The following is a 21,635-nucleotide window of genomic DNA, read 5'->3' as shown; positions in this document are numbered from 1 at the left end:
TCGCAGTGCAATCGCCAAGTGATCACCGCCCAATCACAACAGATCCCAAGCTATCGCGGCGGGAGGAACGGCGACGAGGCACACCGCGTTGAAAGGCCATCATATTCACCCTCTGTGGAGACACTCCATGCGCCGTCTGTTGCTTGCCACCCTCTCCACGCTCGCGCTGGTCGCGGGCTTCGCCTCGCTGTCGCCAGCCGACGCCGGACAGGCCCGCTATTGCCTGCAGGGCCGCATCTGGGGCTATCCCGGCAACTGCCAATTCTCCACCTACCAGCAGTGTCAGGCGTCCGCATCCGGAACCGATGCCTATTGCGGCATCAATCCTGCACATGCCTACGCCCGCCAGCGCGGCCCGTATCGTGGCTATTATCGCTGATGAGCCACGGCTCCTCGCGCGGCGTCAGTCGGGGACCGGCACGTCGAACGTGTTCAACGTGACGGAGACCATGCAATAGACTCCGACGAGATAAGACAGTTCGGCCGCACCATGCGTTCCGAACTGTTCGACCGCCGCGCGGTAGGTCAGTTCAGGCAGCACGCCGCCATTGACCAGGGCCGAGGCGACATCATAGGCAACGGCTTCCTGCTTGGTCAGGTCGACCGGCCGCTGGCCCGCAACGATCGTTGACAGCTTCTCGTCCGTCAATCCGCGCTGCTCGGCGACGAGAACGTGGGCATAAAGCTCATACGCCGAGCGGAAGTGTGCCCCTGTCACGAGTATCGCGACTTCCCGCACGGCCGCCGGCAACGATGGCGCTGCGACCATCGCCTTCACCAGCTCCCAGACCGGCTTGCCGAACTTCGGCTCGCGGAGCCACGGATTCCACGGCCCGAGCAATGCGCCATCGGCGCGGAGGTTGACGAACCCTTTGAAGTGATCCCGCATGCCCTTCTTCATATCCTCGTAGAGGGGCTTCTGTTCGTCGCTCAGTTCATCCGGGCTGACAATCGGCAAACGCATGTCGCTCTCCTGTTGATGTCGTAACGCTGACTGCAATTGCGCACGCAATCAAGTGAAGTTCCCGTGACGCGTGTGATCGCAGCGCGCGAGGCCGGCGAGCCGAAGTCCGGCACGGCGGCGCCTGCTCAACATCGATGCAACGACCTTCACGTCTCTCTTAGAGCAATTCAAGTCCACGCGACATTCTCATGAGCCGCGGTGACTGATAGAGGCACCTGGTAGCCTTGGTGGACGTGGAAGTGAATTGAAGTGACGAGACGAACTGATTGCCGGCTTGGCGCCCCATGCGATCGAGTCGGCAAGCGACTGAATGCCGTGGCCGGCACCGTCGCATTGTTGGCCGATATCCTCTCTCCAACCTCAAGCGCCAACGCGCAATCGACACTGCCGGCGGTGACGGTGGATGCCCCGGCGCCAAAGCGGAAGATGATACGAACAACTGCAGATTCTCCGCGCCAGGTCGGAGCGGCTGCGACGCCGGGGCACACCGTGCCACCGGCTCGCGCCGAGCCAACGCGCTCCGAGCGCGCTGCCGCTGCAGCCGCAGCGCTCACCGAAGCCAAACTCGGCTATCGCGCGATGCCCAGCGCGACGACCTTGCGCAGCGGCGCCTCGCCACTCGACACCTCGCAAGCAGTCAATGTCGTTCCCGAGCAGGTGCTCAAGGACCAGCTGCCGCGCAACCTCGATGACGCGCTCATCAACGTCAGTGGCATTACCCAGACGAACACGCTGGCCGGCACCCAGGACGCGGTGATACGCCGCGGCTTCGGCGACAACCGCGACGGCTCGATCATGCGCAACGGCATGCCGCTGGTGCAGGGCCGCAGCCTGAATGCCGCAGTCGAAAGCGTCGAGGTGCTGAAAGGACCGGCTTCGCTGCTCTACGGCATCATGGATCCCGGGGGCATCGTGAACACGATCAGCAAGCGCCCGGAGCTTTACCAGCACGGCTCGATCACCCTGCTCGGATCAGCCTACGCCAACAGCCGCACGGGCGCGGACGGCACCATGGACATCACCGGCCCGATCGGCAATGGTGGCCTCGCCTATCGCTTCATCGGCTATGGCGTCAGCGAGGATTATTGGCGCAATTTCGGACGGCACCGCGAGATGCTGGTGGCACCTTCGCTGGCCTGGTACGGCGACAGCACCACGGTGCAGCTCAACTACGAGCATCGCGAATTCATCTACCCGTTCGACCGCGGCACAGCGTTCGATTCGACGACGAAGGCGCCGCTCGCCATTCCGGCAACCCGCCGCCTCGACGAGCCCTTCAACAACATGTGGGGCCGCTCCGAGCTGATCCAGGCCTCGGTCGAGCAGAAACTCAGCGAAGACTGGAAGGTCACAGCGGCGTACAGCTACAACACCGAGACCTACAACGCGAACCAGCTCCGGATCACCTCGGTTGACGCCAGGACCGGAGTCGAGAAGCGCAGCGATGACGGCACCTCTGGCGCGCTCTCCAGGGTGAGCTACGGGACGTCCTACCTGCAGGGCGGCTTTTGGCTCGGCGGCCTGCGCAACGACATCCTGGTTGGAGGTGATGCGCAGTATCGCACGATCTATCGGCAAGATATGATCCGGCAGGCGACAGCGAGCTTCAACTTCTACAATCCGACTTACGGCCTGGTTCAGCCTGGCACGACGGTTTCCGCCAGCGACAGCGACCAAACCGACAAGCTCGGCCAATACTCGCTATTCCTGCAGGACACGCTGCATCTGACCGAGCGGCTCGCCTTGGTCGCAGGCGTCAGGTACATGGACTACGAACAACTGGCCGGCAAAGGCCGGCCATTCGTGACCAATACCAATCTGGCCGGCGACAAGGCCCTGCCGCTCGGCGGCGCGATCCTCAAGCTCAACGAGCAACTTTCGCTCTACGCAAGCTATACTCAATCGCTCAAGCCCAGCTCGACGATCGCTCCGCTGACGGGGGGCGTCGTGATCGGCTCCAACGTCGCTCCTGAAGAGGGCACATCGTGGGAGACCGGACTCAAATTCGATATCGACCAACGCCTCTCCGGCACAGTGGCCATCTATGACATCGACAAGAGAAACGTGCTGGTTTCCCAGCTCAACACGGCGACCGGTCTCACCGAGTACAGCGCCGCGGGCAAGGTCCGCTCACGCGGGGTCGAGGTGGACGCCACCGGCAAGCTATCCGACCATTGGAGCATGATCGGCAGCTACGGCTATACCGATGCGCGCGTGATCGACGATCCGACCTATGCGGGCAACAAGCTGCAGAACGTCGCCCTCAACACGGCTTCGCTGTATCTGGTCTACGATTTCGGAACCGCCCTGCCCGGCCGGCTGCGGCTCGGCGCCGGCGCGCGCTATGTCGGCGACCGGCCGGGCGATGCCGCCAACAGCTTTGTGCTGCCGTCCTATGTGGTCGCCGACATCTTCGCGACCTACGAGACCAGATATCAAAACCTGCCGCTGATCTATCAGCTCAACGTCAAGAACTTGTTCGACACCGTCTACTATCCGTCGGCCAACAGCATCCTGACCGTCGCGATGGGCGATGCACGACGCGTGTCGCTCTCGGCGACAGTGAAATTCTGAGGCATCGCGGAACATGCGCACGGGCTGTCAAGCTAGAGCTATTACAAACTGGATGGTACCGGATTGGGTGGCGGGTCGAAGGACGCGTCGCTATGGTTCAGCCGCTGGCGACCATCTGCGCCTGCAGAACATTTCCTGATCTCGACATCGCCACGCCCGCAGATTCCGACGTACATGGTCAAGTCTTTCGTCAAGGCCGCGCTGCTGGAGTTGCATTCGGTCATTGGTCTGGTGTTCTCGCTGGTGCTGACGGTGATCGGGATCACCGGCGCGATCATGAGCTTCGAGGATGAGATTCAGGCGAGCCTCAACCGCTCGCTGATGAAGGTCGAAGCGCGCGCCGCAGCGAAGCTCGCACCGGACGAGTTGTTAGCGCGGCTGCAGGCGGAGCATGGCTTCGGCAGGGTGTCGGGCCTGACGATCCCGAACAACCCGGCGGCCGCAGTGCTCGTCCGATTTCCACGCAGCGAAAGCAGAGCGCGGCCCTCCTCGGTCTATGTCGATCCATATGATGCCCATGTGCTCGGCGTGCCCATGGGGGCAGATTTCTTTGCCACCGTGCGCCGACTGCACCGCTGGCTACTGATCCCCGGCGACGGCAACGGCTATGGCCGGCAGATCACCGGCGTTACCGTGCTCGGCCTGATCGCCCTTATGATCTCGGGGCTGGTGCTGCGCTGGCCGCATCGCGTCACGAGCGTCAAGATGTGGCTCAAGCCCAACCTGGCCTTGAGCGGACGCGGCCTGCATTGGTCGCTGCACGCGGTGATCGGCACCTGGCTCCTGCCGATCTATCTGGTGATCGCGTTGACAGGCCTGTGGTACTCGTTCGAATGGTACAAAGCCGGCGCAACCTGGCTGCTGTCGCGACCTGAGACGGCTTCTGCGGCCATCGCCTCCAAACCGTCCCGCACATCGCGCGCGACCGATGCGAACGCCAGTGCCGCTAAGCCGGAGGCGCCACTGAACCTCGATCGCGCGTGGGAGGCCTTGCTGCGCGCGCAGCCGAACGGCTTCGTCACGGCGCAACTGATCCTGCCATCGGGCGCGGGCACGGTCATCCGCGTCCGATCATGGCACCACGACGGACTCGACGGTGCACGCGACGAATTCCGCATCGATGCAACAACCGGCCAAATCGTCGCCTCCGAACGCTATGCCGACAAGACGACCGGCGAGCGGATTCTGGCCCGCGTGCTCGATATTCACCGCGGCAGCATCCTCGGCTGGCCGGGTAAACTGCTGTTCATGTTTGCCGCGGCCCTGATGCCATTGTTCCTCGTCACCGGCGTCCTGCTCTACCTGTCGCGCCGGCGTCACCGGCACCTGAGACGACGCACGCCCACCCCGAGCCTCGTTACGGGTGAATGAACAGCGCGAGCAGGCTGCCAGCACTTTCTCGCGTTCCAGCGAACGTGCTCACTGGCACACAGCCGCAACTGATCGAACGCGGTCGAGAATACTTGCCCGCTCCTCGCAGGTTGACTTCCTACGGCGCTCCTCGTATTAAACGATACGGTATATTTCACTCCACGCTCCTCGACTTGCCAAGACCGAGTTCGCCATGCCGCGGTTCAAAGGTTGCGATTCCCACGACATAGCCGCGAACCTGGTTTTGGCAGGTCGGCGGTCCCCAGCGAAACGAGGAAAGGACGAGCTGCGCCTGCTGAAATTCAGCGTCGCCGCGACCATCCTGGTCGCCTGGGTCTGCGGACCGGCTGCAATGGCTCAAGACGATCGTGCGGACAATCGAGGCACGCCCGAGCAACGGGCGGCATGCACCTCGGACGCGTTCCGGTACTGCAGCGGCGAGATCCCTGATGCTGGCAGGGTCGAAGACTGCCTGCGACAGCGCAAGGCATATCTGAGCGACGCTTGCAGATCGGCGTTCGAGCCGCGCTCGGCGGGAAGCCGAGCACGATAAGATTAGCGGAGGTTGTGCTGCGTCGCGCGCCCCAGTGACGGCTCAGAATCCTTCGGTTTCACTTCGATAGAACGTGTTCAGGATCGACATCCGCGGCCGGGCGGTGGCGATGGGGGGCCGCCCGTGCCAACTCATCCCGAGCAGCGAATGATAGGCTTTCAAGACGACGAAGGCGTAGCCGATGTTCGGCAGGAATGGAATCGTCTTGACCGGCTCGAGACAATACGAGCCGACGTGCAAGAGCCCCTTCAGCGAGGATCGATAAAGCGTGGTGCCGAGCACTTCCTGACTGGCATCAGCCGGACAATAGAGCTGCATCGTCACCACCTTCTTACGCGTATCGGGATGCGGCTTGATGCGATATCCGTCGTTGTCCCGGTAGATGACCGGCTTCGCAATCAAATCGAGCTCCTCAGGACGGACCTTGTCGCCCTTGGCGCGGACCTCGAGTCCGTCCTTGAGCATGAGAGTGATCGCCCGCGCGACCGCTTCGGAGGTCAGCATCTGCGAGACGGCAGTCCACATGGACCGTAGCTCGGGCGATATCTTCTCCAGATGATTGCCATAGAGCCGGAGCGCCACCCTTGTGCCGGTCGCGGTGATGGGCTCGTAGCCGGTGGTGGGAAAAGAGCGAACCATCTCGCGGTAGAACGCAGCGGGAAAAAAATCGCGAAAGACGATGTGCGGAAACGGATCCGCGAAATAGGCCGCAGAGCCAATGCTTGCGACTGCGTGATCTGTAAGCTCGTCTGCGAGGCAGCGCTCGACGGTTCCTAGAGCTCCATCCATAAAATCCCCCCGTGTTACACGAGCCGATTCCTATGCAACCACAATGATACATACCTAACAAGAATAAACCGGCAAGCCGGCATGGAACCCATGGATTCCCGTCGTCGTCACCGACGTGTGGCGGCGATCGGACATATGGAAGACGCCACTAGCAGCTGCGGACGATCCTTTGCGCCGGCAATTACCGCCGGCACAATCGCGGTGCTTTTTCGCGACAGGCATGTGCCGGCAGGAACATCGCGCCATCACGGACATTCACCACCTCAGACGCAAACAGGCGGAGGATCCCCCATGGCCGAAGTCACCACCGATCACAAAGCGATCCGCCAATGGGCCGAACGACAAGGCGGGAAGCCGGCAGCCGTCGATCGCACGCACAAGGGCGACGATGTCGGCATCATCCGCATCATGTTCCCGAACGCACCGAACTCCGAACACGGCAATCTGGTCGAGATCTCGTGGGACGAGTTCTTCACCGAGTTCGAGGAGCGAAATCTGGCGCTGGTCTATGATCCCAGCGGCTTGTTCAGCAAGATTGTCGGACGCGACACAGCGGAACGCCGCGAGCATGGCGATCATCGTGCAGCCCGGCATTCCGGTGATGGAAACGGCGGCGGCCGGAGCGAAGATCGCGCGCAGGGATCGGACGACGACAGCTCGCTGAAGCAACGGGAATACCGCGACAGCGATGGCACGGTGCATCACCATACCAAGGCCTACATGGAGCAGCACAGCAAGAAGGGATGACCTTCCACCATCGAGGTCGGTGCAGCCCCCGTCTATCAGTTTTGTCCTTGTCGATCTTGGCGCGGGAGCGCCACGCCGCTCTGCGCAATTGTGCATTGTAGCAATCCGCGCGAGCGCCCCAGCGGCACGTCCATCGCAGACGACGTGCACAGCGCTTCAGGGCGCTATCAAATCCGGAACCTTGTGGTCCGACCTTACTGATAGGAACCGAACCCGTCTTGAGGAGGAGGACAACATGGACGGACTGATCTATCTGATAGGCCTCATCGTGGTCATCATGGCGATCCTGTCTTTCTTCGGTCTTCGCTGAGGCGCTGCGGCCATGACCATCGAAGCAATCTCGCCGGAGACGGCGCCGCCCGCTCGCCCAGCTCTGGACAGCTGGACCCTGCAATGGACGCCGATCGTGGCGGGAGCCCTGACCGCCGCTGCGGTCTCGTCCATTCTCATCACCTTTGCCGCAACCGTCGGTCTCGGCGTCAGCTCGGCGGCGCCCACCTGGCGCGACGCATCGGTCGCGCTCTGGCTGCTGTCGGGCATCTATCTGATTCTGCAATCCCTGATCAGCTTCGGCTGCGGCGGCTACATGGCGGGCCGGGTTCGTACGCCCTACGAAGCACCTCGCGGCGACGACACCGAGCGGCGTGACGGCCTTCACGGTGTCGCCTCATGGGCCCTCGCGGTCGTGCTCGGCGCGGCGCTCGCCGCAGCTCTTACCTCCGCGGTGAACCGTCCGAACGCGTGGCGACAACCGTCTACGACCACCGAACCGTCGGTTCTCAGCTCCGAGCTGGACCATTTGTTCCGCTCGCCACGGCGACCGCCGACGGCTGAACTTGCACCCGCGCGTGCCGAAGCCGGGCGCATCCTGCTGACCTCGTCGAGCCATTCTGGCGTCAGTTCGGACGATCGGACCTATCTCGTCCAGCTCGTGACCGCCACCACGGGGCTCGCGGGACCGGACGCGGAGCGCCGCGTCGATAGCATCATCGCGGAGTCCAAAACCGCGATCGGCCGGGCACGTGCCGGCACCGTCATCCTCGCCTTCTCGGTTGCGACGGCGCTGCTGCTCGGTGCGGTGGCCGCCTGGGCGGGCGCCGAAAGCGGCGGACGCCACCGTGACGGCTTGCCGATCTCCGGCTGGATGCTCCATGCCAACCATCGCTTCGGCCGCCGGCGCGACATGTTGGGAGGGATTGCCTCGTAGCCGATACGGCCCTAAAGCCCCAAAGCCAGCTCGGCTGACATGCCGGGCTTCAGCGGCAACGATCCGAGCTCCGCCCAAAGCAGCCCTGCGTTCGGCGGAGCTTGGCAGTTTCATCTGACCAGGCTCACCCAGCGTTCGGTCGCCGCCAGCGCATGCTCCCAAAGCGGGCTCGTGGGCAGGCCGCGATGCAGCGCCTTGCCGACCTCGCAGATCGACATGAACGCGCTGGAGCGCGCTTCATCGATCTCGAATTCCTGGTCGCCGCCGGCGCTTTTGGCCATGCCGATCAGGCCGTTCAGAAGCTGCAGCGCCGGCTGCGGTGCAGCCGCTTGCGCCGACTTCAGCACCTCGAGGAAATGCTCGGCCTTTTCCAGCTCAGTCACCTCGATCTCCTGTCCCAACAATGGCCCGCGCCGTCTCCAACCCGCTCGCCAGCGCCGCCTCGACGGTCCCCATGTCCCGCCCCTGATAGAGCGCTTCGCCGGAAAAGAACACCGGCCGGCCATCGAGGTGCGAGAGCCGCGCCTGCGCCGCGCGCGTTGCCGGCGTCGCATAGGAATAGGCGCCGCCGGCGTACGGATCACGGCCCCAGTCGATCGCCCGCGCGGCCACCAATATCCGCTTCAGCTGCTTTGGGTCGCGGCCGAAGATCGCGGCGAGCGAGGCAAGCCCGGCATCGATCAAGCCATCCTCATCGAGATGAGCCATCGCTGCGGTCTTCGGGCCGGCGAGCCACCCCGTGAGCACAGGCGCATCTGCAGGGTGCTGCGTCCACCACACCGGGATCTCCGCTTCTGAAATCAGAAAGGTGAGATCCGCAAGATCCTCGTGCTGATCGAGCCACCAGCGTCTGTCGAAGCGCAGCAGGAGCTTGATGACGTTGCCGAAGCCGATGTCGGCCGCCGCGAGCACCTTCTCTCGCTCCGGCAGCGGCAGCGCGATCCGGTTCAAGAGAGGCGGAGGCACGGTCAGGACGATGGCATCAGCTTGGTGGGCGTCGCCGTTGGCGCAGCGGACCGAAACACCTCCATCACCCGCTTCGATCGCGACCACGGCGGAGCCAAGATGCAGTGCGACCTGGTGTTTGCGGCATTCCGCGGCCAAGAAGTCGATCAGCGCACCATAACCGCCGCCGATGCGCCGCGCCTGCCGGCTTTGCTCGCCGCCCATCCACTCCTCACGCAAAGCGAGCGTGCTCGCCCGTTCCGGATCGGCCGCGTCGTAGCCCTCGACCATGCGCCGGATCGCGTGCCGAAGCTGCTCATGTTGCGCGCCGTCAAAATATCGCCGCAGGAATTCGGCGATCGGCATATCGTCCGTCACATCGCGTAATGCCTGCTGAAGCGCGGCATCGTCGGTATCGTCAAATGACTCCAGATGGAGTTGTCCGGCTTGAGCTGTCCAGCGCTGTCCCTGAACCGGCGCCAGGGAAAGCCCAGCCTCGCGCAACAGAGCGCGCGTCACCGGCGCTTCGCCGTGGACGAATTCGGCACCGCCGTCAGCTCTGTATCCGAAGCTTGCGGCAGCAAGCGGATTAATGCGCCCACCGCAGCGGTCGCGCGCTTCCAGGATCGTCACCCGCCTGCCGGCACGCGCAAGCTCGCGGGCAGCCATCAACCCGGCAGCGCCGGCGCCGATGACGATGATATTCCCAGACTGCGGTCGCGCCATGAAGGTTACCGTGAGGCCTCGTTCTGGATCTCATATCGCAGCAAGATGGCACCGCCGTCCAGCAGCTGGCTGCTCTCCAGCGTCATCTCGGTAACGGGCGCGCGTTGATCGGCCTCCGCTTCGGTCGAATCGAACACACTCGGTGCGCCCTTGGCGCCGTCGACCGCCGGACAGATGATCAGGTTCAGCTCATCGACCAGCCCGGCGCGCAGGAAAGCGCCATTGGCTCCGCCGCCACCTTCCAGCAGCAGCCGCTTCACGCCGAGGTCGCGATTGAGACATTCAAGCGCGAGTGCGAGATCAATCTGCGTACGTCCGGCGAAGATGTAGGACACGCCCTCGCTGCGCAGGCCGGCCAGATGCGCATCCGATACCGCCTCGGTGAGCACCACCACGATGGGATCGCCGCCAATGTCAGAGCGGCCCCAGGCAATCTTGCCGCTGGCATCGAGCACGACGCCATAGGCGTCGGCGTCGCGCCGGGGCAGCCAGGCGGTCCGCGGAAAGACTTGATCCGTTGTGGCCGGATAGGGCTTGCCCTTGGCGAACTCCTGTCCGGTGACGCGGCCGATCAGCCATGCGTCGCCATCGAGCTGATCATGCACGCGCTCGAACAGATCGCCGGCCGCCCCCTTTGGACGCCAGCGGCTCGGAAGCGTGCGTCCATCGACGCTTGCAGCCATCAGGCAGATCACATGCGGCTTCATGCCATCCTCGTTCAATTCGGTTCAATTCTGGCGAGGCCAACCTTGGCAGGTGCGGTCTCAGGGATCAGGCTCATTGCGACCAGCCCTGCGGCTGCAGCCAACAACAGATACCAGGACGGCGCCAGCGGATCGCCGGAGACGTGGAGCAGCCAGGTCACCACGAGCTGCGCGGTGCCGCCGAAACTCGCGATTGCGACGGCATAGATGGTGGCGAACACGCCGCCGCGGATCTCCTGCGGCAAAGCTTCGGTGAAACTCGCATAGAACGCAGTGTAGGGCAGCGACCCGATCAGCGACAGCACGCCGAAGCCGAACAACAAGGAGGCGACGCCGGGGGCACGCACGATCCAAAGAAAGATCGGATAGGTCAGCACCAGCACGACCAGCTGCGGCCAGATCATCACGGGCTTGCGACCATGACGATCGGCCAGCCACCCGCCCAGGATCGCGCCCAGGATCTGCAGGCCGTTGCTGACGACCGAGACGGCAAAGGCGAGGTTCGCGGCGACGTTCAGCGTGGTCTTGGCGTAGGTCGTCATGTATTGGGTGACGTAGGTCGAGATCGTCCCGCTCGCCAGGATCATCAGCGCCAGCACGATCAGGCGGAGATGCCGGCGCGACAGCGCAAGGTGACCCGACTTCGTGATCTCCTTCGATCCATCCTCGCCGCGCCGGATGGTTTCCGGCAGGCTCCGCCGCATCCACAGTCCAAAGGGCAGACACGCAGCGCCGATCAGGAACGCGATCCGCCAGCCATAGGCGTCCAACGCCTCCGGCGACATCACGCCGCTCAGGATGACGCCGACCAGGGCGCCCGCAGTCGCGGCGATCTCCTGGCTCGTCGGCTGCCACGCCACCACCAGGGCGCGGCGCTCAGGCGCGGCAATCTCCAGCAGATAGGCGGTGGTCGGCCCGACCTCGCCGCCGAGCGCAAAGCCCTGCACCATGCGCGCGAGGATGACGATGACCGGCGCCGCGAGGCCGATCGTGGCATAGGACGGCGTGAGCGCGATCGTGAGGATCGCGATCCCCATCAGCGCGAAGCTGAGCAGCATCGCCGGCCGCCGGCCGACCCGATCCGAATAGATGCCGAGCACGATGCCGCCGATCGGCCGGGTGATGAAGCCGGCGCCGAAGGTCGCGAGCGACAGCATCAGGCTGCCATAGGCGGTATGCGCGGGAAAGAAGGCGTGGCCGATCTCGACCGCGAAGAAGCTGTAGGTAATGAAATCGTAGAACTCGAGCATGTTGCCGACGGTGGCGGCAAATGCGGCACGCTGGACGCTCAATGGCTTTTCCCCTGCGATGTCCAACGCCAATTCCGGCTCTCCGCTGGCCTGCTCCAGGCAGCAATTGTTCAGACCTGAACGACTTGAAACCCATGTGGCACGGCGGGGTTCCAGCGGGCAGCGTCGCGGCACGATCCCCATCGCCTGCCGGGTCGGCGCGCGCAAACGTTGACACTCTCGAAGCATTATATTCAGTATGCCGCAAGGCCGGCTACGGCTGTGGCCGCATGGGGTGATGCTCGTGCCGCAATCATCGATAGCTCCAGTCGGTCTTTGTGTGGTCGGCTTGGCGGCTTCTCTCTCCCGACAGAGCACGCCGGGAGGCCCCCGGAGAGACCAACAGGCCGTCCTCGACAAGATCATCAGGTTTGCCGATGAGACCCGCCCCCTGTCGTGGCGAGCCGCGACCGTTGCCGCCGCTTGTGTATTATCGGCCACGGTGCTTCGCCTGCTGGTCCCCTGGCTCGGGACCGAAGTTCCTTTCGCGACCTATTTCCCGGCAATCCTGCTGACGGGTCTCTTGGCCGGCGCGCCCGCTGCCTTCGGCGCCGCGATCGCATCGACACTCATCGCATGCTGGGCGTTCATGACGCCCAGGTTCGCATTCACTGCGGACAAGCTGTCCTGGCCGCTCCTCGCGTGGGCGGTCTCGGTTTCCCTTCTGCTCGTGTTCACCCATTACAGCCGCCTCATCATGCTGCGAATGAGGGCGAGCCAGCAGGAGCACGAGCTGGTCGCGCGTGAGCTCGAACACCGGGGCCGCAACACCTTTGCGGTGATCCAGACCGTGGTGCAGCAAGCGCTGATCGATCAACCGGAAGCGGCAGACGCGATCCTTGGCCGGATCAGGGCGATCAAATACGCCAATGACCTCGTGCTCAACCAGCAGGCGCACGCGGCCTTTATCGATGCGATCCTCAAATACGAATTCGCGCCTTACGGGTCCGACCGATACCTGCTCAAAGGTCCCGAGGTCAGCGTTTCGCCGGACGTCGCTCGCTATCTGGTGTTGATCGTGCACGAACTCGTCACCAATGCCGTGAAGCATGGCGCGCTGGCGACGCCGGAAGGAACGGTCCATGTCAGCTGGCAGGCCCAGGACGGGAAGGCCGTGCTTCGCTGGAGCGAAACGGCAACGGCCGTTTCGAGCGCGGCTCCCGATCCCCGGAGAAAAGGATTCGGCACCAAGCTGATCGTCCAATGCCTCAAGCCCTTATCCGGACGGATCGAGACATCGTTCGATGAGCGCGGCATACGCCATGTCATCGAATTCGCATTGCAGACGGTTCAACAACGCTGAGCGACCATTAGACACCACGATCCACGCGCCGACGCGGCCTCGCAGCGCAGATGCGCCCGAGCTTTGCGGCAGGTCCGCCCTCTTGCAATGAGGGCACAGGGAAGGCCGGACCTCGGCTGAGGCCCGTGGCCCGCCTGCAGAAAAAAAGCAGGCGGCAGTCACCACAGGTCAGCCGGATGATCCGGCCTTCCCTGCGCGGTGGCTTTACGGATGCTCCGTGATCTCCCTGGTGCACCGGGCTTTCTGGCCACCATCACCAGCGCGACGCGTCAGCGTCGTCGCAAGCTTAACACCAGCGTCGGGGTGTCAGGACCACACGGCTTGGCCGTCCGCGACAAGCTGCGCTCGTCATCGCGCAGCTCACCACGGCCACCGCATCCCGCCTCCACGTTCGTGACGACGCGTACGCCCCTTCGATGAGGCGGGACGGACAAGAGATAGCATGATTTCTGAAAAAGCGAAACAAAAATCTTCTCGCCGGCTGTCTTGCAAGATGTCGCACTGAAATCGCCAACAAATTCGGTCTTCCGGCCTAGACGCCTGTCCAGCATTCCGAGCACCTCCGGGGACCTCAGTCGGCACTTCGCCCCTGAGCCGGCCGATGAGCCCATTCGATCTAGCGCTGCATTCATCAGCGGCAAACCCGACATCAAGCTCACGCTCCTTAACATCGGTTCCGGCTGAGCGGGCTTAGCGAGCCGTGGCGCGCTAGGCGGCCGCCTGCCACGCCAGGATGAACATCAACGCGCAGGTGCAAGCAGGCTGAAGTCCATTCGATGTAGGTCTCCGTTCTCCGCTATTGAATAGGCGTCGACAGTCAAGGATTTGCGCGCGCTGTGTAATTCGGGACGATCGATCAGCACGCATGCCGCATAGTTGGGTCGATCAGCCGATTTCGAAGTGAGCTGGCCGAGCGCGGCTTCCGTGACGGCACGGCAGAGCCTGCGCGTGAAAGGACGCATCCAAGGATTGCCATCGGCGACGGTTACGCTAATCAACATGCTGCCGGGCAGCTGCTTGCCTTTCCAGATCGTAACACACGAGGTCCCGCCGCGGAGACGAAGAGCCGTGCCAATCGGCCCAAGGCCGAGATCTCTTGGGCTTGCGGTGCAACGGTCGAGCATCCAGTCGTTATCGTCGAAAGCGAACCAAATCTGCGGAGCTCTCCTGAAGCTCTTCTTAAGGTGCTCCGTTATCCACGCCTTGGAATTTGCGGCGCCAAAACCGGCAGACACTTCGAACGGAAATCTCGTCCTGATCGAGTCGTCCGAACCAAGGAGGAAGATTCCGTAGACGCCGTCGATCCGCTTCAAGTCCGAGTTCGTCTCCATGACCGCACCGTTCAGTCTGACCTCGGCGACCCCCGTATCGAGCGGGAGTTTCGTGTCCACCGCCGCACCGTATTTCCGCCGCATCGCGTGCTCGAAGCTGTTGTACTCGGCGATCTCTACGCTTTGCGTCACACCCATTGTGAAACGGATATTCTGCCGCGCGCTCGCGACGCGCCAATCCAATACCAACTCGCCGTAGGCAAGCACGGACAGGAGTGCGATGGCGGCAATGACAAGTCCGATCTTGCAGGACCTCGACAATCTGCGCTTTCTCATGTGCGGCACATACGTGGACCCAGCGCCCCCCAAAAGACTGACGGCCACATTATTCGAGCTGGATTCTTGCTGGACTGCCCTTATAGCAGCAGCGCTGGGCGCCGAAGGCGTCTATATCGTCCGGGCCTATGATCCGAGGACCCGACTGGGCTGGACCCGCAAGCACTTCAGGGAGCCGAGGGCGTCCTCTGATCGCCACGTTGACCGAACGCTACCTCGACTTCTCCGACATAGGCTCGAGTTGAGGATCGTCGGTTATGGGTTGGAACGTTGGCATGGCCGAGCTTGGCGTAAGGGAGCTTGCTTCCATCCTCACGACTACCGGTGCCGTCGTGAACCATAGCGCAACGGCGACCGCAATGAATATTGCAGCGCCTATCCCCGCAAGTCCCTTCATGTTGATCCTCTCTCGGATAAAAGTGCCTTCAGTTGCTGAGGATCACATTGTGCTGCCGCCGTGCAGGATGATCGGCACCGACGAGCGCATCCGGATCATTTGCGATCACGGCCTCGGGTAACGGGAGCGGCTCCAGTCCGGCAAACCGCCGATACAGAGCGCCCATGATCGTCCCACAACCAGCCGCTGGGATGAGGAGGTAGGACGCTGACGTGAAAGGCGTAAGCGGCGCAAGAAGATAAGCGCATATCAGTGCCATCGCGCCGCCAAGCGCGGCGTATTCACGTGCGCGATGACGACGAAGCGCTCTCGCAATGTGGTGAAGGCACAAAACGAAGACGGCCGCCGGAACGATTGTCCCGACCAAGATTGTCAGAAATAGCTGCGCGGGAATTGCCGCGGCAACGATCGGACCGAGAACCGGCCCAGGTCCGCCCGTCAGATAGTTGAAATAGGTCGGCAGGAGCGAGACAACCGTAGCAGACAAGATAGTCGTCAATGCCGCCGGCATCACTGCTGCAATCACAATGCCGGCCACCGACGTACGAACGCGAGTGGGCCCGTCGAACGCAAGCGAGGTCACGAGCCCTTCGTATGAAAGCGTGGGAAAGCGAGCGGCCGGAGACAGGCCGGCAAACTGCCCATAAAGAAAGCCGGAAAGCATACCCGCGATCGCTGGCAAAAGACCGATCGTCAGCGCCGTACCGTGGATAGCTGGCGAGAGTTCGAGACTGTTTCGGAGTGCAATCGCGTAACCTATCGCAGCCATAGCCCCGCCCATCAATGCATAGGCCGCCCGGCTCGATACCATCCGCTGCCTCAGCATGCGGTGACCTGCAAACAGAAGACCGCCATCGATGGCTACGCGGGTCAGGTAGAACGTCAATACCTGATCAGGTGCGGGAGGTTCAGCTTCCATACCTTTGCCGCCAAGCAGAGCCATCGCGGTCATGAGGGCATGGGCGACACCAATTGGGATCAGTGCGACCAATAATGCGCGCAATGAATTGTTGACAACGTACATGCTTGCCGCCTTCCGCGCCGTACACGCTAAGCGCAAGATATTACCAACGACCGATAAGATCGGATAAAATTGATCCAAAGCCTGCGACCTATCGCTACAAGAAGGATGCAGCGGGCGGCGTCTATCTGTTTGCGAGCTCGGCGCAGGATTACCTGTTCCGCATCGCGAACGACAAGATCAAGCCCGTGGTCGAGGCCAAGCGCGCGGCGCTGCTCGAAGCGCCGAAGCCGAAGCCCGAGGCCAAACCAGAGAATGCACCGCAGGCCGTGCAGAACCCGGCGCCGGAGGCCAACACGTCCGAGACGAAGACGCCGGAGGCGAAGGCCGCGCCCGCCGCCGCTCCTGACGGCGCCAAGAACGACAGCCAGGCGTCGCATGGCGATGTCGCGCCGACCGGGCACGGCAGCTGAGGCGGCATACGGCTCGTCGGTTCACTTCCAGAAACCGGCGAGCGGCGCCCCTGCGGCGAGCGCGGATACGCCAACCCGGATACGATACCTAGCTGGCCGCGAACCGAGGCGGCATTGATTGGAGGGGAATGTCACCCGCACTGGAGGCATGGCAGGCAAAATGGTCGGAGCGGCAGGATTCGAACCTGCGACCCCTGCGTCCCGAACGCAGTGCTCTACCGGGCTGAGCCACGCTCCGACTTGGGAAGCCGGCTTATAGCGTCGGGTTTCGCCCTCCGCAAGGCACTGGCGCAACGAAATCTGAAGGAAATCATCTCCCGCCAGCGGCGAGTTAAGCCCTTGCCGCAACGAGGCTTTGCCGCAAGGCCATTGGAGGCGACGCGGCGAGAGAGTACGGTCCGGCCGGAAACCGAGCCCACCCACCCCGATTGGCTCCCGCGAACCACGCCGGAGGCCGATCGAGCTCTCCCGATCAGGGAGTTGAACCGAAACCGCAAAAATCACGCTGATCGCTGCCATTCATGTCCGTACCCGAGACTATCGCCTCCAGAACCGAAGTCCTGCCAGCCGATTCGGCCGGGATTGATGCGGCCGCGGCGACGCTGGCCCGCGGCGGGCTGGTCGCGTTCCCGACCGAGACCGTCTATGGGCTCGGCGCCGATGCGGCCAATGCCGGCGCGATCGCAAGGCTCTATGCGGCCAAGGGCCGGCCGGCCTTCAACCCGCTGATCGCCCATGTCGCCGACCTTGCGGCTGCGCGGCGGATCGGCCGATTCGATGCGACCGCGGAAAAGCTGGCTGCGGCGTTCTGGCCGGGGCCGCTGACCCTGGTCCTGCCGAAGACCGCGGACTGTGCGGTCGCGGAGCTCGCGACGGCCGGCCTCGATACGGTCGCGATTCGGGTGCCGGCGCACCCCCTCGCCCACACCCTGCTCGCCGCTTTCGGCGGACCGGTGGTGGCGCCATCCGCCAACATCTCCGGCCATGTGTCGCCGACCACGGCCGCCCATGTGCAGGCCGACCTGACCGGCCGGATCGACCTGATTCTGGATGGCGGCCCGGTGCATGTCGGGGTCGAATCCACCATCGTCGGCTGTTTCGAGCAGCCCAGCCTGTTGCGGCCCGGCGGTGTGCCGACCGAGGCGATCGAGGCCGTGCTCGGCGAAAGGCTCGCCCGGCCATCGGCCGAGGCGGCCGCGCCATCCGCACCGGGCATGCTGGCCTCGCATTACGCGCCGCGCGCCGCGGTGCGGCTCGAAGCGACATCGCTTGCCCCGGGCGAGGCGCTGCTCGCGTTCGGCTCCCAAACCCTGCATGGCGCGGACCGCGCGGCGGCCGTGCTGAACCTGTCCCCCACCGGCGACCTGGCGGAGGCAGCGACGCATCTTTTCGGCTATCTTCGCGCGCTCGACGCCAAGGATGCGCGCGCCATCGCCGTGATGCCGATCCCGCATGAGGGACTCGGCGAGGCCATCAACGACCGGCTGCGCCGCGCCGCCGCACCGAGATAACACTGGAAGCAAGACACGATGAACATCAGCCAGCCCGCCGTGCCGCCATTGCCGCCCGACCTGATCGCGAAATTCGCCGCCATCGTCGGCGAGCGCCAGGCGCTGACCGAGGCGAGCGACATCGCGCCCTACGTCACCGAGGAGCGCAATCTGTTCCACGGCCGCTCGCCGCTGGTGCTGCGGCCGGGATCCACGGCTGAGGTCGCGGCGATCTGCAAACTTGCCAGCGAGCATCGGATCGCGCTGGTGCCGCAGGGCGGCAACACCGGGCTCGTCGGCGGCCAGACACCGCATCACGGCGAGGTGGTGGTGTCCTTGAAGCGCCTGGACAAGATCCGCGAGATCGACACCGCCTCCAACACCATGACCTGCGAGGCCGGCGTGGTGCTGCAGGTGGCGCAGCAGAAGGCGGCCGAGGTCGACCGGCTGTTTCCGCTCTCGCTCGGCGCCGAAGGCAGCTGCACCATCGGCGGCAATCTCTCCACCAATGCCGGCGGCACCGCTGCGCTCGCCTATGGCGTGGCGCGCGAAATGGCGCTCGGGCTCGAAGTGGTGCTGGCGGACGGCCGCGTGCTCAATGCGCTGTCGAAGTTGAAGAAGGACAATACGGGCTACGATTTGCGCAACCTCTTCATTGGCGCCGAAGGCACGCTCGGCATCATCACCGCGGCCAGCCTGAAACTGTTTCCGAAGCCGCGCGCGATCGAGACCGCCTTTGTCGGGCTGAAATCGCCGGCCGATGCGCTCAAGCTGCTGTCCATCGCGCAGAGCGAGGCGGCCGGCGCGCTGACGAGCTTCGAGCTGATCGCGGCGATCGCGCTCGATTTCTCGATCCGGCATGCCGCCGGCAATCGCGATCCGCTGTCGTCGAAGCATTCCTGGTATGTGCTGATGGAGCTGTCGTCGGCACGCAACGACGCCCGCGCCACGCTGGAGACGATCCTCGAAAAGGGCCTCGAGGACGGCATCGTCGACGACGCCGCGATCGCCGACAGCCTGGCGCAGCGCATGGCGTTCTGGAAGCTGCGCGAGGACATCTCGGCGGCACAGAAGCCCGAGGGCGGCTCGATCAAGCACGACATCTCGGTGCCGGTCGCGGCGGTGCCCGCGTTCATTGCCGAGGCCAACGAGGCGGTGGTGAGGCTGATCCCGGGCGCGCGCCCGGTGCCGTTCGGCCATCTCGGCGACGGCAACATCCACTACAATGTCAGCCAACCGGTCGGTGCCGATACGAGCCAATATCTGGCGCGCTGGCACGAGGTGAATGCGGTTGTATTCGAGATCGTGCTGCGCATGGGCGGCTCGATCTCGGCCGAACACGGCATCGGCGTACTCAAGCGCGACGAATTGCCCGACGTGAAGGACAAGACCGCGATCGCGCTGATGCGCTCGCTGAAGGCGATGCTCGATCCACTCGGCATCATGAATCCGGGGAAGGTGCTGTAGCCGAAGCGACGCGGCCGTGACCTGACAGAAATCTGTCAGACACGCGCGCTAAACACGCGGCTTCGATTCCGAAGAGATCAAGAGTAGCGAAATGGATATCGTCCAAAGCCTTGCCATCGCTCCCATCGGCGACGATGACGTGCCGACCGTGATCGCCTTGTGGGAGCGCTGCGGGCTAACAAGGCCGTGGAACGATCCGGCCTCCGACATCGCGCTGGCGCGCAACGGCGACAACGCCACCATCCTGCTCGGCCGCGACGGCAACACGATTGTCGCCTCGGTCATGGTCGGCCATGACGGCCATCGCGGCTGGGTCTATTACGTCAGCGTCGATCCCGATCACCGCGGCCGCGACCACGGCCGTAGCATCATGAACGCGGCGGAGGACTGGCTGCGCCAGCGCGGCGTCGCCAAGCTGATGCTGATGGTGCGCTCGGACAACAGCAAGGTGCAGGCGTTCTACGAAAAGCTGGATTATTCTGAGCAGGATCGCGTCATCTATGCCAAATGGCTCGACGGTCGCGAGGCGACACCGTAACCTTCCGGAATCCCGATGAGCATTTCCGATCGCATCCGCGTCGAAGACGTCCGCGTGCTCTCGCAGAGCTACGGTAAGCTGACCAACACCAAGCTGGCGTGGCGACGCGACGACGGCAGCTGGCAGACCCAGCAGCGCGAGGTCTACGATCGCGGCAATGCGGCGGCGATCCTGCCTTATAATCTGCAAAAGCGCAGCGTCATCCTGGTCAAGCAGTTCCGCTATCCGGCCTTTGTCAACGGCCACGACGATCTCCTGATCGAGGCCGCCGCCGGACTGCTCGACGACGCCACGCCGGAAGAGCGCATCCGCCTGGAGACGGAAGAAGAGACCGGCTACCGCCTGCATGACGTCAAGTTCGTGTTCGAGGCCTTCATGAGCCCGGGCGCGGTGACCGAGAAGATCCATTTCTTCGTCGCCGAATATGAGCCGCAAATGCGCGTCAGCGCCGGGGGCGGCCTCGCGCATGAAGGCGAGGAGATCGAAGTTTTACAACTATTGATTGAAGATACCCTGGCAATGATCTCCGATGGGCGCATCGTCGATGCCAAGACCATCATGCTGCTGCAACATGCGGCGCTGAAGATTTTCGTCTAGAGCGGATCGCGCGATTCGATCGGGCATCCCGGCCAACACTGGCGCGCAACGATTGACGCCAGTGATCATGGGCCTGCGCTTTCGCCGGGCGAGGAGCGAATTCAAAACAAACTGCCCTGCCCGTCGTCCTGAGGCGGCGCTGGCGCCTTTCGCGCAACCGCCTTCTTCGGGGCTTTTTTCGGCGCCTCCTGCGCCGCGCGCTCTTCGTCCGTGATCGGCAGGATCAATTGCGCGTCGTCATTGGCGACGGAGTTGACGCGTGTCGAGACCTCGTACCAGCTGAACACGCCGTCCTCCGGCGGCCCGAGCAGCTGCATCGCCTCGTCGACATCATGAGCATTGCAGTCCAGCCATAATGTAAAATCGGCCGGACTGATGGTGACGGGTACGCGATGGTGCAAACCGGCGAGTTCGGCGCTTGCAGCTGCAGTGACGATCGCCACCGTGTCGACCTCCTCGCCATTGGGCCCGGCCCAGGTCTCGGCGAGAGCCGCAAACCCCATCGGCGCACCGTCGCGACGATGGATGAAGAACGGCCGCTTGCGGCCATCCGCGCTCTGCCATTCATAATAGCCGTCGGCGGGAACCAAGCACCGCCGCCGCTTCAGCGCGTTCTTGAACGCGGGCTTCTCGCGCACGGTCTCGCCGCGTGCGTTGATCAGCAACGTGAAATTACGGGGATCCTTGACCCAGGCCGGAACCAAGCCCCAGCGCATCAAGCGAAAATGTCGCGCGCCGTTATCGAGGATGATAACGGGAATGGGTTGCGTCGGTGCGATGTTGTGGCGCGGCGGGAAGTTCGGCAGCTCCTCGTAACCGAACATCTGCCGCAATGCTGCGGGTGGTGAAGTAATGACGAAACGTCCGCACATAATCCCACTCAAATTATTTGACCGTTCAGGACCTTTTAACTCCAAACGCCAACACTGCAGC

Annotated in this window: 20 protein-coding genes and 1 tRNA gene; 11 read left to right on the top strand and 10 right to left on the bottom strand. The window is 63.6% G+C overall.

Going from position 1 to position 21,635, the window contains the following annotated elements; genetic code table 11:
• The first annotated feature begins 127 nt into the window (after positions 1-127).
• Positions 128-379, top strand: coding sequence for a DUF3551 domain-containing protein (locus QX071_RS12945; protein ID WP_315706893.1), 252 nt, complete (start codon positions 128-130; stop codon positions 377-379).
• Between the two features lie 24 nt (positions 380-403).
• Here QX071_RS12945 and QX071_RS12940 read toward each other — a convergent pair whose 3' ends face one another.
• A complete protein-coding gene (locus QX071_RS12940) occupies positions 404-964 on the bottom strand; it encodes a carboxymuconolactone decarboxylase family protein (RefSeq protein WP_315706892.1) in 561 nt (186 codons plus the stop codon).
• A gap of 489 nt (positions 965-1,453) precedes the next feature.
• Here QX071_RS12940 and QX071_RS12935 point away from each other — a divergent pair, with 489 nt between their 5' ends.
• Together QX071_RS12935 and QX071_RS12930 are read left to right on the top strand one after the other, a co-directional pair.
• Positions 1,454-3,538 carry a TonB-dependent siderophore receptor gene (locus tag QX071_RS12935; protein WP_315706891.1) on the top strand — a complete coding sequence of 695 codons (2,085 nt, stop codon included), beginning with the start codon at positions 1,454-1,456 and terminating at the stop codon, positions 3,536-3,538.
• Positions 3,539-3,712: 174 nt separating this feature from the next.
• A complete protein-coding gene (locus QX071_RS12930) occupies positions 3,713-4,909 on the top strand; it encodes a PepSY-associated TM helix domain-containing protein (protein WP_315706890.1) in 1,197 nt (398 codons plus the stop codon).
• A gap of 595 nt (positions 4,910-5,504) precedes the next feature.
• On the opposite strand, the gene QX071_RS12925 is transcribed toward QX071_RS12930, so the two are convergent.
• Positions 5,505-6,251 carry a hypothetical protein gene (locus QX071_RS12925; protein WP_315706889.1) on the bottom strand — a complete coding sequence of 249 codons (747 nt, stop codon included), beginning with the start codon at positions 6,249-6,251 and terminating at the stop codon, positions 5,505-5,507.
• Between the two features lie 81 nt (positions 6,252-6,332).
• On the opposite strand from QX071_RS12925, the gene QX071_RS12920 reads away from it, so the two are divergent.
• Positions 6,333-6,998 (top strand): hypothetical protein, encoded by a 666-nt coding sequence (locus tag QX071_RS12920; RefSeq protein WP_315706888.1) that lies wholly within the window; start codon positions 6,333-6,335, stop codon positions 6,996-6,998.
• A gap of 322 nt (positions 6,999-7,320) precedes the next feature.
• Positions 7,321-8,205, top strand: a complete 885-nt coding sequence (locus tag QX071_RS12915) for a hypothetical protein (RefSeq protein WP_315706887.1) — start codon at positions 7,321-7,323, stop codon at positions 8,203-8,205.
• Between the two features lie 110 nt (positions 8,206-8,315).
• Here the strand turns inward: QX071_RS12915 and QX071_RS12910 are convergent, their stop codons facing one another.
• The 4 genes from QX071_RS12910 to QX071_RS12895 are packed head-to-tail and all read right to left on the bottom strand — an operon-like array spanning position 8,316 to position 11,872.
• The gene (locus QX071_RS12910; protein WP_315706886.1) at positions 8,316-8,588 is read right to left on the bottom strand and encodes a hypothetical protein; all 273 of its coding nucleotides are present in this window, start codon (positions 8,586-8,588) and stop codon (positions 8,316-8,318) included.
• On the bottom strand, positions 8,581-9,876 hold the full coding sequence (locus tag QX071_RS12905) for an NAD(P)/FAD-dependent oxidoreductase (RefSeq protein ID WP_315706885.1): 1,296 nt from the start codon (positions 9,874-9,876) through the stop codon (positions 8,581-8,583). The genes QX071_RS12910 and QX071_RS12905 overlap by 8 nt, the downstream gene beginning before the upstream one ends.
• A gap of 5 nt (positions 9,877-9,881) precedes the next feature.
• The gene (locus QX071_RS12900; protein WP_315706884.1) at positions 9,882-10,583 is read right to left on the bottom strand and encodes a dihydrofolate reductase family protein; all 702 of its coding nucleotides are present in this window, start codon (positions 10,581-10,583) and stop codon (positions 9,882-9,884) included.
• A gap of 11 nt (positions 10,584-10,594) precedes the next feature.
• Positions 10,595-11,872: an MFS transporter gene (locus QX071_RS12895; RefSeq protein ID WP_315706883.1), complete on the bottom strand. Its 1,278-nt coding sequence runs from the start codon at positions 11,870-11,872 to the stop codon at positions 10,595-10,597.
• A 439-nt stretch (positions 11,873-12,311) separates the two neighbouring features.
• Here QX071_RS12895 and QX071_RS12890 point away from each other — a divergent pair, with 439 nt between their 5' ends.
• Positions 12,312-13,172 (top strand): sensor histidine kinase, encoded by an 861-nt coding sequence (locus QX071_RS12890; protein ID WP_409997805.1) that lies wholly within the window; start codon positions 12,312-12,314, stop codon positions 13,170-13,172.
• A 740-nt stretch (positions 13,173-13,912) separates the two neighbouring features.
• Here QX071_RS12890 and QX071_RS12885 read toward each other — a convergent pair.
• Together QX071_RS12885 and QX071_RS12880 are read right to left on the bottom strand one after the other, a co-directional pair.
• Positions 13,913-14,779, bottom strand: coding sequence for a hypothetical protein (locus tag QX071_RS12885; protein WP_315706881.1), 867 nt, complete (start codon positions 14,777-14,779; stop codon positions 13,913-13,915).
• Between the two features lie 425 nt (positions 14,780-15,204).
• On the bottom strand, positions 15,205-16,200 hold the full coding sequence (locus QX071_RS12880) for a hypothetical protein (protein WP_315706880.1): 996 nt from the start codon (positions 16,198-16,200) through the stop codon (positions 15,205-15,207).
• A gap of 2 nt (positions 16,201-16,202) precedes the next feature.
• Between QX071_RS12880 and QX071_RS12875 the strand changes: the two genes are divergently transcribed.
• Positions 16,203-16,610 (top strand): hypothetical protein, encoded by a 408-nt coding sequence (locus QX071_RS12875; protein WP_315706879.1) that lies wholly within the window; start codon positions 16,203-16,205, stop codon positions 16,608-16,610.
• 161 nt (positions 16,611-16,771) lie between these two features.
• On the opposite strand, the gene QX071_RS12870 is transcribed toward QX071_RS12875, so the two are convergent.
• A tRNA-Pro gene (locus QX071_RS12870) sits at positions 16,772-16,848 on the bottom strand.
• 283 nt (positions 16,849-17,131) lie between these two features.
• Between QX071_RS12870 and QX071_RS12865 the strand changes: the two genes are divergently transcribed.
• The 4 genes from QX071_RS12865 (at position 17,132) to QX071_RS12850 (ending at position 20,702) form a co-directional block, all read left to right on the top strand.
• Positions 17,132-18,121 (top strand): L-threonylcarbamoyladenylate synthase, encoded by a 990-nt coding sequence (locus QX071_RS12865; protein WP_315706878.1) that lies wholly within the window; start codon positions 17,132-17,134, stop codon positions 18,119-18,121.
• Between the two features lie 18 nt (positions 18,122-18,139).
• The gene (locus tag QX071_RS12860) at positions 18,140-19,567 is read left to right on the top strand and encodes an FAD-binding oxidoreductase (protein WP_315706877.1); all 1,428 of its coding nucleotides are present in this window, start codon (positions 18,140-18,142) and stop codon (positions 19,565-19,567) included.
• Positions 19,568-19,658: 91 nt separating this feature from the next.
• Positions 19,659-20,105 (top strand): GNAT family acetyltransferase, encoded by a 447-nt coding sequence (locus tag QX071_RS12855; protein ID WP_315706876.1) that lies wholly within the window; start codon positions 19,659-19,661, stop codon positions 20,103-20,105.
• Positions 20,106-20,120: 15 nt separating this feature from the next.
• Positions 20,121-20,702: an NUDIX domain-containing protein gene (locus tag QX071_RS12850; RefSeq protein WP_315706875.1), complete on the top strand. Its 582-nt coding sequence runs from the start codon at positions 20,121-20,123 to the stop codon at positions 20,700-20,702.
• A gap of 101 nt (positions 20,703-20,803) precedes the next feature.
• On the opposite strand, the gene QX071_RS12845 is transcribed toward QX071_RS12850, so the two are convergent.
• Positions 20,804-21,574, bottom strand: coding sequence for an SOS response-associated peptidase (locus QX071_RS12845; RefSeq protein ID WP_315706874.1), 771 nt, complete (start codon positions 21,572-21,574; stop codon positions 20,804-20,806).
• Positions 21,575-21,635 lie beyond the last annotated feature (61 nt).

It is taken from the genome of Bradyrhizobium sp. SZCCHNS1022, assembly GCF_032484835.1.
Taxonomy (GTDB): domain Bacteria; phylum Pseudomonadota; class Alphaproteobacteria; order Rhizobiales; family Xanthobacteraceae; genus Bradyrhizobium.
This window is presented reverse-complemented; position numbering and strand designations above follow the sequence as displayed.

Coding starts and splice junctions, on each gene's coding strand:
- QX071_RS12880 (WP_315706880.1), bottom strand. CDS start 16,200: ATGTACGTTGTCAACAATTCATTGCGCGCATTATTGGTCGCACTGATC.
- QX071_RS12865 (WP_315706878.1), top strand. CDS start 17,132: ATGTCCGTACCCGAGACTATCGCCTCCAGAACCGAAGTCCTGCCAGCC.
- QX071_RS12915 (WP_315706887.1), top strand. CDS start 7,321: ATGACCATCGAAGCAATCTCGCCGGAGACGGCGCCGCCCGCTCGCCCA.
- QX071_RS12940 (WP_315706892.1), bottom strand. CDS start 964: ATGCGTTTGCCGATTGTCAGCCCGGATGAACTGAGCGACGAACAGAAG.
- QX071_RS12860 (WP_315706877.1), top strand. CDS start 18,140: ATGAACATCAGCCAGCCCGCCGTGCCGCCATTGCCGCCCGACCTGATC.
- QX071_RS12885 (WP_315706881.1), bottom strand. CDS start 14,779: ATGAGAAAGCGCAGATTGTCGAGGTCCTGCAAGATCGGACTTGTCATT.
- QX071_RS12945 (WP_315706893.1), top strand. CDS start 128: ATGCGCCGTCTGTTGCTTGCCACCCTCTCCACGCTCGCGCTGGTCGCG.
- QX071_RS12905 (WP_315706885.1), bottom strand. CDS start 9,876: ATGGCGCGACCGCAGTCTGGGAATATCATCGTCATCGGCGCCGGCGCT.
- QX071_RS12920 (WP_315706888.1), top strand. CDS start 6,333: ATGGAACCCATGGATTCCCGTCGTCGTCACCGACGTGTGGCGGCGATC.
- QX071_RS12925 (WP_315706889.1), bottom strand. CDS start 6,251: ATGGATGGAGCTCTAGGAACCGTCGAGCGCTGCCTCGCAGACGAGCTT.
- QX071_RS12900 (WP_315706884.1), bottom strand. CDS start 10,583: ATGAAGCCGCATGTGATCTGCCTGATGGCTGCAAGCGTCGATGGACGC.
- QX071_RS12855 (WP_315706876.1), top strand. CDS start 19,659: ATGGATATCGTCCAAAGCCTTGCCATCGCTCCCATCGGCGACGATGAC.
- QX071_RS12850 (WP_315706875.1), top strand. CDS start 20,121: ATGAGCATTTCCGATCGCATCCGCGTCGAAGACGTCCGCGTGCTCTCG.
- QX071_RS12930 (WP_315706890.1), top strand. CDS start 3,713: ATGGTCAAGTCTTTCGTCAAGGCCGCGCTGCTGGAGTTGCATTCGGTC.
- QX071_RS12845 (WP_315706874.1), bottom strand. CDS start 21,574: ATGTGCGGACGTTTCGTCATTACTTCACCACCCGCAGCATTGCGGCAG.